Raw genomic sequence first — 13,012 nt, 5'->3', positions numbered from 1 at the left:
CCATCTCATGTCGAAGTCAGGCGCTTTTGCGGCCATCGCTTGACGGAAGAAAGATCGGCCAGGCGATCAGTGCGCAAATAGCCGCACCCAGCCAGACGCCTGCCCACGAGCAGAGCACGAGAAGTCCGGGAATGGCGATCGGCACCAGGAAGAAGGCAATAAAGACCAGGCTGTTGGCGAGGCCGAGCGCCGTTCCGGCCTGGCTCGCGCCGGCCAGCGTCGCAAGCTCGGTGTAGGCGACGCCATGCCAGGAGGAGACGCAAATGCCGGCCACGACCAGCATCGCGACGATCGCCGGCGACAGCATCGGCACTTGGCCTGACAAGAATTGGGCCGCCAACAAGACGAGCGCCGCAAGCACGGTGAAGGCGATCAGGCTCAACAGGCTGCACAGACGCAGAAACGACCGGCGGTTGCCGTGACGGTCGGTGTAGCGGCCGCTCCAGACGCGCATGACCATGGCGCCGACCTGCACGGTGGCGAGGCTGGCGCTGATCACGGCTGTTCCCATGCCGGCGAAATCATGCAGGAAGACGGAAGCAAAGGTGAGCACCGCCACCTGCGGAAAGCACAGCAGGCCGATGGCTGTTGCGATGCGCCAGACGGCCGGGTTGCGCAGCGGCGCCGGGCCGGCCGGCAATGCCGTGCTGCTCGAATTGGCATCGTCATGCACCGGTGGCTGATGCAGCCAGCGCCAGGCGAGAGAGGTCGAGACGGCGGACGCAGCCGCCAGAAGTCCGAAGACCGCCGTGAAGCCATGGGCCGAAGCGAGCGACGGCAGCACGAGCGCGCCAAGCCCGCCGCCAAGCGGCACCGCCGTCTGCCTGATGCTCATGGCAAAGCCGCGCTCGCCTTCGCCGAACCAGGCCATGATGGCACGGCCGCTGGAGCCGTTGACGCTGCCGCCGAGCAATCCGGTGACCAGCAGGGCAGCGGCGAGAAGCGCGATGCCGGGAATGTGGGCCGGTGACGGCACGATCAGCGCGGCCATGACAAGCAGCCAAACCGCGGTTGCGCCGAGCCCGGTCAGCAGCACGCGGCGGTCGCCCCAGCGATCGGTCAGCAGTCCCCACGGCAATTCGCTCAGCGCTACGCCCAGGCCGAGAAGACCAAGCGCCATGCCGAGTTCGCCATTGGAGAGATGATAGCCCGAGCGCAGGAACACCGCCGTCGCCGGAATGCCGGAGAAGGTCGCGGAAAAGCAGGCATTGGCGGCGACGCCGATGCCCAGCACCTTCCAGCGATGATTGGCTCGAAGTGCCGCCGCTTCCGACGGGGCGGCAACGGCGCCTGGGCGAAGCGGTTTGCAATCTGGTCCTGTGGCGACAGCAGACATGGTTCAGCTCCTGCATGGGCTGGTTGCGTTCGGTCTTGACGCGCTGTCTCTATCGCCATAGCTTCGTCCTGAATATCAGGAAGTTTTTGACGTAATGTCCCAAATATCAGGATTATTGCCATGCGACGCGTGACATTCGATCTCGACGTCCTGCGCAGCTTCGTCACCGGTATGGAGTTGGGCAGCTTCGCCAAGGCCGCCGACCGGCTCGGCCGCTCGACCTCGGCAATCAGCGCACAATTGAAGAAACTGGAGGAGCAGGCGGCGACGCCGATCTTCCGCAAGTCGGGGCGCAGCCTGGCGCTGACCGAGGCAGGCGAGACCATGCTGGGCTATGCGCGCAGGCTGATCGAGCTCAACGACGAGGCCGCGTCCGCCATCCACGACGTCGAGCTGGAGGGCTGGGTGCGGCTTGGATTGCAGGAGGATTTCGGCGAGGCGGTCCTGCCGGAGGTGCTCGGGCGCTTCGCCCGCGCCCATCCCAAGGTCAAGATCGAAGCCAGGATCGCACGCAGCCACGAGCTTGCCGAACGGATCATTTCGGGCAGCCTCGATATCGCGCTTGCCTGGCACAATGGCGCGACGCTGCCCTACAGCCGGCATGTCGCCGACGTCCAGATGCGCTGGATCGGCCCGGCAAAACAGATCGAGACCAGCCTGCGCGATGGCGAGCCTTTGCCGCTGGTGGCGCTCGAAGCGCCGTGCCTGCTCCGCAGCGTGGCGACCGAAACCCTGGACCGCGCTGGTCTGGCATGGCGGATGGCCTTCTCCAGCCCGAGCCTTGGCGGTATCTGGGCAGCCGTCGCCGCCGGGCTCGGACTGACGATCCGCACCGATATCGGCCTGCCGGCCACCGTCAGGGCGATGACGCCGGGGATCGCCGGGCTGCCCGCTTTGCCCAAGATGGCGCTGTTCCTGCATCGCAAGGAGGCCGAGCCCGACCCGGTGGCGGCGCGGCTTGGCGACATCCTGCTGCAGGCGGCGCTGGAAGCGTTGCCGCAGACGCAAACAGCGCCTGTCCTGCGCAACGTGGCGTAGAGGAGAAGTGGCGCTCAGCGGCGCTTCTTTGCCTTGCTGGCGAATGGGTTGTCCGAGGTGCGCAAGGCGATGCGGATCGGCACGCCGGGCATGTCGAAAGCCTCGCGCAGGCTGTTCGAGAGATAGCGGACATAGGATTGCGGCATCGCGTCGGGCCGTGAGCAGGAGACGACGAAGCCCGGCGGCCGCGTCTTGGCCTGCGTGACATATTTGATCTTCAGCCGGCGTCCGGCGACGGCGGGCGGCGGGTGATGCGCCAGGATGCCTTCCAGCCAGCGGTTGAGCTTGCCGGTCGACACGCGGCTGTTCCAAACGCGATGCGTCCTGATGACAGCATCCATCAGCTTGTCGAGGCCACGCCCGGTCTCGGCCGAGACCGGCACCGCCTGCATGCCGCGCGCCTGCGGCAACAGCCGCTCGGTTTTTTCGCGCAGCTCGGCCAGCAACTCCTGGGGATGGTCGATAAGGTCCCATTTGTTGAAGGCGATCACCGGGGCACGGCCCTCGCGGATGATCAGGTCGGCGATCTGCAGATCCTGCTTCTCGAAGGGAATAGTCGCGTCGAGCACGATGATGACGATCTCGGCAAAGCGGATGGCGCGCAAGCCGTCCTGCACCGACATCACTTCGAGCTTTTCGTGGATCCTGGCCTTGCGGCGCATGCCGGCGGTGTCGAACAGTTTTAAGCGGCGGCCATGCCAGTCCCAGTCGACCGAGATGGAATCGCGGGTGATGCCGGCCTCGGGGCCGGTCAACAGCCGTTCCTCGCCGATCAGCGCGTTGATCAGCGTCGACTTGCCGGCGTTGGGACGGCCGACGACGGCGATGCGCATCGGCTTGGTGTCGTCATAGCTCGGCTCTGCGTCCGGGTCGGTGATGTCTTCGCCGATCAGCACCTCGCTGGCGGCGACCTCCTCCTCACCGGCCTCTTCGTCCTCACCGAAGGCGCGCGCCTCGCCCAGTGCCGCGATCACCGCATCGCGCAGATCGGGCAGGCCCTGGCCGTGTTCGGCCGAGACCGGGATCGGCTCGCCAAGGCCGAGCTCCCAGGCCTCCAGCATGCCGCCCTGGGCGCCGCGCGCCTCGGCCTTGTTGGCGACGACGACAACCGGCTTGCCGGATTTGCGCACGATCTCGGCGAAGGTCTTGTCGTCGGGCATCAGCCCGGACTTGGCATCGATCGTGAAAAAGATCAGGTCGGCCTCGCGGATGGCGATCTCGGTCTGCGCGCGCATGCGGCCGGGCAGCGTCGAGGCGGCCGCATCCTCGAAGCCGGCGGTATCGATGACGTCGAAATGCAGATCGTAGAGTTTTGCGGCATGGACGCGTCGATCGCGGGTGACGCCCGGCGTATCGTCGACAAGCGCCAGCTTCCTTCCCACCAGCCGGTTGAAAAGGGTCGATTTGCCGACGTTAGGCCGGCCGATGATGGCGACTTTGAAAGTCATCCGTTGTTACGATACACCGCCCGAGCCGCGGATCAGCTCCGACATCAACGTCGCCCGCTCGCGCGTGTTGCGCGGGGCGCCGTCATCGGCGGCGATCTGGTCGAACAGCTTCAATGCATCCGCCGCCTTGCCTTCCTTCCAGGCGGCAAGGCCAAGTGCTTCGCGCGCCGTATGGCGCAGCGTGTTGGTGTCGGCGGTAAGCGCCTCGACGCGGCTGGAGACATCGGCGAAAGAGCCATGGTCGACCAGAAGCAGCGCTGCCCTGAGGCGCGCCATGTCGCGAATGCCGGAGGGAATCTTGGTGTCGGCGGCGACCTCGTCGAAATCCTTGACGGCGGCATCGACGTCGCCCTTGTCCGCCTTGACGGTTGCCGCACGCATGCGGGCGAGCAGCGGATAGGCGCCGTAGCCGTCCTTCTCCAGCCCCTCCAGCGCGGCAAGCGCCTCGTCGTTCTTGCCGTCATTGGCGAGCTTGAGCGCCTGCGAAAAAGCATCGCCCGAGCGGTTGGCGCGGGTCTCGTCCCAATAGCGGTAGCCGACGACGGCAGCAGTGCCGAGCACCACCAGCACGGCCAGCACGAGCAAGGCGGGACCGAAACGGTCCCACAGCGCATGCGCCTGATCGCGACGAATCTCTTCGTTGACTTCGCGGATAAAACTGTCGTCCGACATGATCAAAACCATTCATGCCCCGGGCGGGGCGGTTGATGAGCCCGCGTTTTAGCGAAATTTTGCCGGCATGGAAGGGGTTCGGCAGGAAAATCGCCTATTCACGAGGCAGTCGCCGCCAACGGCGGCCGACAGGTCGATCGTACCCGTGCCATATTTCACCGGTAGGCGTCGCTTCTACATTCCTTGACCCGGTCAGATGCCTTTGCCCCGTTTGTCCCGCGTTGTTGCGTTTTCCGCATTTGCTGCCAGCGCGGCTTTTGCCGACCCGCCGGCGCCGCCGGCAAAACCGAAGCAGATCGTCATCATCTCATTCGACAGCGCCCGCGACATTTCGCAGTGGCAGCGCAGCCGGGCGCTGGCCGCGCGCACGGGTGCGCATTTCACCTATTTTGTCTCCTGCGTGTTCCTGCTGTCGCCCGAGACACGCAAGGAATACACCGCACCCGGCAAGACAGAAGGCAAATCGAATATCGGCTTTGCCGCCTCCAAACAGGAAGTTGCCGAGCGGCTCGAGCAGATCAACCTTGCGGCCTCGGAAGGCCACGACATCGGCAGCCATGGCTGCGGCCATTTCGACGGCAAGGACTGGAGCAAGGCCGACTGGCTGAGCGAATTTGGCGCCTTCAGGCATGTTCTCGAAAACGCCTATTCGATCAACGGCATTGCTGCTGAACCGAAGGGCTGGCGCGATTTCGCCCGCAAATCGGTGGTCGGGTTTCGCGCGCCTTATCTGTCGGCAAACAAGGCGCTTTACGAGGCGCTGCCCGCGGCCGGTTTCCTGCTCGACGCAAGCGGCGTTTCGCGCGGGCCGGTCGAGCCGCCGACCGTCAACGGCATCACGCGCTTTTCGCTGCCGCAGATCCCGGAAGGGCCGAGCTCAAGGCGGGTGATCGCCATGGACTACAATCTCTATGTCAGACATTCCGGCGGCTTCGAGCGGCCGAGCATGGCAGAAGAGTTCGCTGACCGGACCTATCACGCGTTCCGCGCCGCCTTCGATGCGCAATACCAGGGCAAGCGCATTCCGCTTGAGCTCGGCTTCCATTTCACGCTGATGAATGACGGCGCCTACTGGAACGCGCTGGAAGGCTTTGCCGGCGAGGTCTGCGTCAAAGCGGACGTCGAGTGCATCAGCTTTCGCGATTATGTTTCGCGGCGAGGCGAAAGGCAGGCGGCGGTGGGCGGCTGAGCCGCAAGTGATCGCCGCCCGATACTTTTTAGCTTACCGGCTGATCCTCAGGGCGCAAGCCGGCTTGCTCACGTTCGAGATAACGCTGGTCGATTTCGGGCAGTGGCTCGCCCTCGAGCGTCGCCTCGAAGGCGCGCAGGCGCTTGTAGATCGAGATCAGTTCCACGACCGTCGGCCAGGCATTGACCAGATACTGAAATGAAGATCGGACCTGCTCAAAGGAGTTGAGAATCTGGTTCAGAGCGCCGAGCTTGATCTTTCCCGCGACCATCGTAGGAACAAGAACAATATATGGAAATATATTGTCGATCTGTAGATAGAATATTCTAGCGACGTTAAAATATAAGTAGTGGAAATATTTACGAAAATAGATGCTTCTTACGCTTCTAAAAAGGTCAGCGACAGTTGGCGGTTGGGCGCGATCTGCATCGTCCTCACCATAGACCAATTCTTTGCGGTAGGCTGCCTCGACACGTTGGGTGCGGAATTCGAGACCCGGCAGTTTGATTCCTACCGCAGCTAAGAAAGTAGTTCCGAAGGCCGACCAAAGGATTGCTACAACGACCAGGGAGTAAGGCACCGTGCCGACAATCGGCAGTTCCGTGACGTTTTCAGAGAGATGCAGCAGCACGGGAAGGAACGCTATCAGTGTCATGATGGACCCGACTAAGCTTACGCCCAGATCCTCCATCGTGCTGGAGAAGCGCATCGTGTCTTCTTGAACACGCTGGGACGCACCTTCGATGCGCCTCAATCTTTCCCAGTTGGTCATGTAGTATTCGTTCATTGCGGTGCGCCAACGAAATATCCAATGACTTACAAAAAACCGGTTGAGGGCGCCAACGGTCACAGCCAGAAGCGCAATCCACATGATTGTCAGCAGTTGGATATAGAAGTCCCACGGCGTCGTAGAGTACGGTGTGCCTAAAGCCTTCTGAATAAGATCGTAGAAAGGGCCATACCAGTCATTGAAGGCGACATTTACCTGCACCTGGTAATAGATCACAAAGAGAATCAGTGAGGTGCCAAGGATCGACCAATTCCGCCATGGATGAGGTCGGTACCAGGCCCAAAAGCCGTAGAAGATGAGGACGACAGCCGCAAAATATATATAGAACCAGAGAAATGGCTTCGACCAAAAGAGCGACACGCCAATGATCTTGTCGACGCCGGCGGCCATCGGGGGCAGTCCAAACACTGCTCCAAGTTGCTCTCCTCCAAAAAACCAAAACAGAACGGCCGCGAGGCTCCAGACGGCGACCGAACTGAAGAACAGCTTCGGCTGCGGAAAAAACGATACGAACACTGTGGCGAAATCCTCGGTCGATGCGCAAATCAGCGGGGTTCAGCGGGCATAAAGTCACACATTAGTGGGAAAGAAAATGCCCGTGCCCGATGCCCGCAACCGAGCAAGACCATAATCATGGCGATTTTGGCGCAGCCGACCAGGCGATCGTACCGGAAGCGAGCAGGACGGCGGCGGCCACGATCGAGGCAAGGAAAAAGTTACCGGAGGCCTGCGCAAGCAGCCCGGCGACGATCGGGCCGATGATCTGGCCAAGGCCGAAGGCGGCCGTCATTACCGCCAGCATCCGGCGTGGTGCTTGCGGAGCAAGCTGCCTGCCGGCCTGCAGGCCAAGCGCGGTGATGGCGATGAAGGTGCCGCCGACAAGAAGGCCGCCGAGCAGCGGCCCGGTGCGCCCGCCCATGGCGACGCTGGCGCTGACGCCGACCACCTCGACCAGGCACCCCAGCGCGTATGTGGCATAGAGCCCGATCCTGGCCGTAAGCTTCTGCCACAGCCAGACCGAGGGGAAACCGGCAAGGCCGGTGACCATCCAGACCACCGCCTCGAAGACGCGGCCGCCGCCGCCCTGGCGGACGATGGCGACCAGGAACGTTGCCGTGACGATGTAGCCGAAGCCGAACAGGCCGTAGGCGACGATGATCTTCACCAGCGACCGGTCTTTCGGCAGTGCCGGCTCGCTCCCGGTGGTGCTGTTCGCGGCCGAGGTGCCGCCGGCCAGCAAGGCGACGGCGGCAAAGCCGCAGGCTGAAATCACCGCCGACCACAGCCAGCCCGCAGCCCAGCCGGCATGTTCGGTGACGAGGACTGCCAACAGCGCCGAAGACGCCGCGATGCCGAGGCCGACTCCGCCGAAATACAGCGCCTGCAGGTCGTTTCGCCCGGCTGCGGCGAGATGACCAAAAACGATGCTGGTCATGAAGACCAATACGAAGGCGCTGGCGAGGCCGGCAAGAAAGCGGATGAGGAGAAAGACGGGCATCGTGCCGGTCAGGCCCATCAGGCCGGCGAGGATCGCAGTGGCGGCGAGGCCGGCCAGCATCAGCTGGCGCTCGCGGCCTTGCGCCCAGCCGCCGGTGGCGGCAAGCGCGCCGACGAGGTAGCCGAGATAATTGGCCGATGCGATCCAGCCGGCATCGGCCGGCGACAGGCCGAGCTCTTCCATCATTCCGGGCAGGATCGGCGTATAGACGAAGCGGCCGATGCCCATGGCGACGGCCAGGGCGATCATGCCGGCGATTGCCAGACGCAAGGGCGAAGCGATGTTCATCGCGGTGCACCATAGGTGCGCCTGCCAGTGAGACAATCCGCCTTTTATTGGGCCAGAAGTGTTCGCGGCCGCGTCGGCGGCTGGCTCGCCTGAAGTGCCAGCAAGTCCTTGTTTAGCCGCAGCAGGTCCTTGGCGGGGCCGTCTCAAAGTGAGTACGACCCGCAGTCAGCCTGAACGGCATGTCGGCGAGTTCGCGCTCCGACATGGTGTCGAGCACCGGATGCGACAGCGGATCGGTCACCCAGTTGGTGGCCTCGCTGTCATGCCGGTGTGGCTGCATTCCGATTGGGGAAAAGGCGCCGAGCCATGATAAAATCTTCATCGGATTTGCCTCCTCACTCTGAGTAACCCACCTAAAATCCGGCATTCGGCAGCGCCTGGCAATTGAGATTTAAGCCGTACGAGTTTAGAAAAACTGTATGGCTATGCTGAACCGTGTCCATCTCAACGGCTTGCGCGCCGTCGAAGCCGTCGCCCGCCTGGGCTCGCTCGCGGCGGCGGCCGGCGAGCTCAACGTCTCGGTCAGCGCCGTCAGCCAGCAGATCAACCGGACCGAAAAGCAGCTCGGCCGGGCGCTGTTCGAACGAACGCCAGCTGGCCTGGTGGCGACGGAATTCGGCACCGTCTTTACCGCGCGGCTCAGCGCAGGCTTCCGCGAGCTCGCACAGGCGGTAGCGCTTGCCGATGAAAGCTCGGAGTGCACGCTGGTGGTTTCGGTGGCGCCGGCTTTCGCCTCGAAATGGCTGCTGCCGCGGCTGTCGCGGCATTTCGCCCGCCATCCGAACGTGCTCCTGCGCATCGATGCCTCGGTGCGGCTTGCCGATCTCGATCGCTCGGACATCGACGTCGCCATCCGGCTCGGCGACGGCAAATGGCCGGGCGGGCGGGCAGAATTGCTGCTGGCGCAGGAGGTGTTTCCGGTCTGTGCACCGGTGATCGCCAGCAAGCTGAAATCGATCGAGGACCTTGCTTTGACCTGTGCGATCACCGACGAAAGATCGATGATCAGCTGGGGGAGCTGGTTCGAAGCGGCGGGGGTGGAGCCGGTCACCTTCATGAAGGGCGCGCGCTTCACCGATCCGATGCTGTGCCTGGAATCGGCGATTGCCGGTCACGGCGTCATGCTCGGCTGGCAGTTGCTGGCCGCCGACGCACTGGCCGACGGCCGGCTCGTCGCGCCGTTCGGCGTACGCGCGCAGAGCGGCCTCGGCTATTGGCTGGTGACTTCGGCCAGCAAGGGCGAAAGCCGCAAGGTCAGGGATTTCAAGACCTGGATGCGCGAAGAGATCGAGGCGACGATGGCGCAGTTCAGATCGCTCGAGAGGGCCAGCTAGGACGTAGACTCATTACCGCGTAGCCAGATGCGGATTGCGACGAGTTTGAGCGCGGTAAGATAGTTCTCAGCCAGCTTGTCGTAGCGGGTTGCGATGCGGCGGAATTGCTTCGCTTTGTTGAAGAAGCGCTCAACTAAGTTGCGGGCCTTATACAAGAAGGGGCTGAAGCAGATCGGGTCCTTGCGGTTGGCCTTGGGCGGGATGTTGGCCCATGCTTTTCGCTCGCTGACCGCATTGCGCAAGGCGTCGGCATCATAGCCCTTGTCGGCGAGTAGCATGGCACCCTCCGGCAAATCCGTGATCAGGTCCGCGGCCGAGGTAATGTCACTCATCTGACCTGCCGTGAGCATCAGTTTGATCGGCATGCCTTTGGCGTCGACAAGAGCATGGATTTTGGTTGTCAGCCCGCCTCGGGAACGACCGAGACAATGATCTCGATCCCCCTTTTTTGCCGTCGCGCCCTGCTGATGGACGCGAACAATAGAGGTGTCGATCATCTGCACCTTGCCGTCATGGACTTTGGTGATAGCACGCGCCGATCATCGACACGCGGCACACCTCGTGGCCTTTTTGGGCAAAAGTGGCTTGATCACGTGCCATTCGAAGTCGGTCAGGTCATATCGGCTCATGCAGAGTCTGGAATCAGATTCCCCTGCAATAGGAAAGCCGCCAGTCGACAATCGACCTCTTAGCGGACGTATTTGATCAATTCACAGGTGGTCTTGGGAGTGCCGCAGCCACGAAGTCTTGACCTCGGAATTGCAGTGCCAATGGTGTTCAGCCACCAGCACGGCAAGTCCGGACGTTCCGCAGGGGTCGTTAGTTGCGGCCGTTGTCGTCGATGGCGAGGGAACTCGACAGCTCGCGATAGGTATCGATCTGCTGCTGCAGAATGGCAATCTTCTGCTCTGCCGTGGCAATGGCATCGGCACCGGCAAGGAAACGGTGGGGCAGCACGTCCCCAGCCGCGAGCGTGATCAGGGCGCGCGCAAGCTTGGCGGGGGCACCCCCTTGCTTGCCGTTTTGAGAACGCCAGAAAGCGATCTGCGCCGTCCGCCGCTCATGGTAGTCCTCGACGGAAGGCGCGGCATAGTTGGTCGACTCTTCCGTGAGAAGCTCGGTGCGGAAGAAGCCGGGGTTCACGATCATCGTCTCGATGCCGAACGGCACGACTTCGGTCTGCAGCGCCTCCATCCAGCCGTCGAGGCCGAACTTCGAGGCTGAATAGGCCGAGCAGAACTCGAAACCCATCAGCCCGGCCGTCGAGGAGATCGAAATGACCCTGCCGGACCGCTGGTTGCGCATCGCTGGCAGAAAGGCCCGCGTCACCTTCATGGGACCGACGAGGCTGGTGCTGAGCTGCAGTTGCATCTGTTCGGCGGTCAACTCTTCGAAGTACCCGGCAAAGAAACTCGCCGCATTGTTGACCAGCACGTCGATGCGGCCAAACCGGTCAAGCGTTGCCTGGGCAGCGGCTTCGGCGTCGGCCGCGCTCGTCACGTCCAGCTTGACGATAAGGAGGTTCTCGGACTTTCCGACGGCCCTTGCGACCTTTTCCGTGTTGCGGCCGGTTGCCACCACCTTGTGGCCCGCCGCCAACGCGGCCTTGGCGATATCCAGACCGAGGCCCCGGCCTGCGCCGGTGATGAACCAAACACTCATATTGGGCTCCTGTTGTCTAGGCCGCAGCTCGGCCTCGAATTCGGACGGATGGCCAGCATGGGCTGACGTCCCATGCTGGTACCCATCCGCTAGCGGACTGCATCACTGCGGAAGGCCGGCGCCTTCGGTGATGATGCGAAATCCTTCGGTCGACTTGGTAAAAAACTGCCGGGCCGCCGTGTATCCCGGCGAGTTGTAGTAGCGCTTGGCGTCAGCAAGGCTCGGGAACTCGGCGATGGCGATCACCGATCTCGAGCTTCCTTCGATGGCAGTGACATTAGGATTGTAGACGATCACGCGGCCGCCATACTGGGTGACGAGCGGCGAGGCGGCTTCGATGTACTGCTGAAACACCGCCTGATCCTTGATGTCATAGCTGCCGATCATGTAGGCGCGGGGGACGGCGCCCGTCGCTTCCTGAGCAAAGGCGGCCGGGCTCACGATCATGGTGAGAGCGGTGAGCGCGCCCACGATTACCTTCTTCATTTTGTTCTCCTTCAGTGGGCCAGTTGGACGGTAGGCATTGCGCGGAGAGTTGCTCCGGTTGACCGTCTGGCCTTGATGTCAGGAAGTTAGCTCCTTTAGCGGCATGCAATTAGATGGTATAATTTGCATGAGCTTAGAAGGGGGATTGATGAATGCGTCGCGACAGCCTGGATGACTTCCTGACCTTCATCGCCGTCGCCCGCGAGCGCAGCTTCACCAAGGCGGCCGCCATGCTCGGCGTGTCGCAGTCGGCTCTGAGCTATTCGATCCGGACGATGGAAGAGCGCCTCGGCGTTAGGCTGCTGACCCGCACGACCCGCAGCGTCTCGCTAACCGAAGCGGGGGATCGCCTGTTTCGAAGCATCGCTCCCAAGTTAGATGAGATCGCAAGCGAGATTGCCGCCCTCAGCGCCCTGCGCGACAAGCCGGCCGGCACAGTCCGGATCACCACCGTGGAGCATGCCGGCGAGACCATCATCTGGCCCGCCATGGTCGGGCTCATGCGCGACTATCCCGACATCAGGGTCGAGATTATCCACGACTACGGCTTGGCAGACATTGCGGCCGATCGCTTCGATGCGGGTGTACGGCTTGGCGAACAGGTGGACAAGGACATGATCTCGGCGCGCGTTGGGCCAGACTTCCGCATGGCGGTTGTGGTAGCGCCTTCATACTTCGCAAGCCGCTCCCGTCCGGTCACGCCTGAAGACCTTGCCGATCATGCGTGCATACCCCTGCGACTGCCCACAGGCGGCTGTGCACCGTGGGAGTTTCGCAAGGAGGGGCGGGAGTTGAAGGTGCGCGTTCAAGGAGACGCCGCGTTCAACACCCTCGCGATGATCTGTCAGGCCAGCCTTGAAGGATTCGGGCTCGCCTATCTGCCCGAGGATCTGGTGACCTACCCACTCGAACAGGGTCGCCTGGTGCGTGTTCTTGAGGACTGGTGCCCCCTTCGGCCGGGATATCACCTGTATTATCCAAGCCGGCGCCAACACTCGCCGGCTTTCGCACTCGTGCTGGAAACGCTGCGCTACCGCGACTGAGTGCGGTTGAAATAAGGGTCGTCAGACCTCGACGACCATGGCACCTATCCAAGCCGCCCAGTACAGGAAGTCCGGAGCGTCCGTTTCCCACCGATCCCAGTCTTCCCCAATTTATGAGTTCACGGCCTAGCACTACTTTGGCAGATTTTTAGCGGAGATGGTTCTGCGGCAGTGGGGACAACGGATTGGGGGCGGCTGCGCGAGCGCGGTGAGGATGGCTTGCCTGAC

At 62.7% G+C, this 13,012-nt stretch carries 12 protein-coding genes and 1 pseudogene; 4 read left to right on the top strand and 9 right to left on the bottom strand.

Going from position 1 to position 13,012, the window contains the following annotated elements; all coding sequences use genetic code 11:
• Window positions 1-16 precede the first annotated feature (16 nt).
• Window positions 17-1,336 carry an MFS transporter gene (locus NKH37_RS21575; protein WP_352857733.1) on the bottom strand — a complete coding sequence of 440 codons (1,320 nt, stop codon included), beginning with the start codon at window positions 1,334-1,336 and terminating at the stop codon, window positions 17-19.
• Window positions 1,337-1,456: 120 nt separating this feature from the next.
• Here NKH37_RS21575 and NKH37_RS21570 point away from each other — a divergent pair, with 120 nt between their 5' ends.
• Window positions 1,457-2,374: a LysR substrate-binding domain-containing protein gene (locus NKH37_RS21570; RefSeq protein WP_352515631.1), complete on the top strand. Its 918-nt coding sequence runs from the start codon at window positions 1,457-1,459 to the stop codon at window positions 2,372-2,374.
• Between the two features lie 14 nt (window positions 2,375-2,388).
• On the opposite strand, the gene der is transcribed toward NKH37_RS21570, so the two are convergent.
• Both der and NKH37_RS21560 read right to left on the bottom strand, forming a co-directional pair.
• Complete coding sequence (gene der / locus NKH37_RS21565; protein ID WP_352496677.1) at window positions 2,389-3,822, bottom strand: ribosome biogenesis GTPase Der; 1,434 nt, start codon at window positions 3,820-3,822, stop codon at window positions 2,389-2,391.
• Between the two features lie 6 nt (window positions 3,823-3,828).
• A complete protein-coding gene (locus NKH37_RS21560) occupies window positions 3,829-4,494 on the bottom strand; it encodes a tetratricopeptide repeat protein (protein ID WP_352484127.1) in 666 nt (221 codons plus the stop codon).
• 202 nt (window positions 4,495-4,696) lie between these two features.
• On the opposite strand from NKH37_RS21560, the gene NKH37_RS21555 reads away from it, so the two are divergent.
• Window positions 4,697-5,683 (top strand): polysaccharide deacetylase family protein, encoded by a 987-nt coding sequence (locus NKH37_RS21555; protein WP_352496680.1) that lies wholly within the window; start codon window positions 4,697-4,699, stop codon window positions 5,681-5,683.
• Window positions 5,684-5,711: 28 nt separating this feature from the next.
• Here the strand turns inward: NKH37_RS21555 and sbmA are convergent, their stop codons facing one another.
• From sbmA to NKH37_RS21540, 3 genes are all read right to left on the bottom strand, one after another.
• A complete protein-coding gene (gene sbmA, locus NKH37_RS21550; RefSeq protein WP_352496676.1) occupies window positions 5,712-6,989 on the bottom strand; it encodes a peptide antibiotic transporter SbmA in 1,278 nt (425 codons plus the stop codon).
• Window positions 6,990-7,104: 115 nt separating this feature from the next.
• Window positions 7,105-8,259, bottom strand: a complete 1,155-nt coding sequence (locus NKH37_RS21545; RefSeq protein WP_352496675.1) for a YbfB/YjiJ family MFS transporter — start codon at window positions 8,257-8,259, stop codon at window positions 7,105-7,107.
• Window positions 8,260-8,371: 112 nt separating this feature from the next.
• Window positions 8,372-8,581, bottom strand: coding sequence for a hypothetical protein (locus tag NKH37_RS21540; RefSeq protein WP_352496674.1), 210 nt, complete (start codon window positions 8,579-8,581; stop codon window positions 8,372-8,374).
• 97 nt (window positions 8,582-8,678) lie between these two features.
• On the opposite strand from NKH37_RS21540, the gene NKH37_RS21535 reads away from it, so the two are divergent.
• Window positions 8,679-9,593 (top strand): LysR substrate-binding domain-containing protein, encoded by a 915-nt coding sequence (locus NKH37_RS21535; RefSeq protein ID WP_352496673.1) that lies wholly within the window; start codon window positions 8,679-8,681, stop codon window positions 9,591-9,593.
• On the opposite strand, the pseudogene NKH37_RS21530 reads toward NKH37_RS21535, so the two are convergent.
• The 3 genes and pseudogenes from NKH37_RS21530 to NKH37_RS21520 form a co-directional block, all read right to left on the bottom strand.
• Window positions 9,590-10,222, bottom strand: a pseudogene (locus tag NKH37_RS21530) (IS5 family transposase). The gene NKH37_RS21535 and the pseudogene NKH37_RS21530 overlap by 4 nt on opposite strands.
• 190 nt (window positions 10,223-10,412) lie before the next feature.
• Window positions 10,413-11,255: an SDR family oxidoreductase gene (locus tag NKH37_RS21525; protein ID WP_353041332.1), complete on the bottom strand. Its 843-nt coding sequence runs from the start codon at window positions 11,253-11,255 to the stop codon at window positions 10,413-10,415.
• A gap of 102 nt (window positions 11,256-11,357) precedes the next feature.
• Window positions 11,358-11,741, bottom strand: coding sequence for a DUF1330 domain-containing protein (locus tag NKH37_RS21520; RefSeq protein WP_352484075.1), 384 nt, complete (start codon window positions 11,739-11,741; stop codon window positions 11,358-11,360).
• Between the two features lie 152 nt (window positions 11,742-11,893).
• Here NKH37_RS21520 and NKH37_RS21515 point away from each other — a divergent pair, with 152 nt between their 5' ends.
• Window positions 11,894-12,784, top strand: coding sequence for a LysR family transcriptional regulator (locus tag NKH37_RS21515; RefSeq protein ID WP_353041330.1), 891 nt, complete (start codon window positions 11,894-11,896; stop codon window positions 12,782-12,784).
• Window positions 12,785-13,012: the final 228 nt, after the last annotated feature.

Origin of the sequence: Mesorhizobium sp. M1217 (assembly GCF_040318275.1) — a bacterium.
GTDB lineage: Bacteria > Pseudomonadota > Alphaproteobacteria > Rhizobiales > Rhizobiaceae > Mesorhizobium.
Note: the sequence above shows the minus strand (reverse complement) of the source record. Positions and strands in the feature narration are given on the sequence as shown.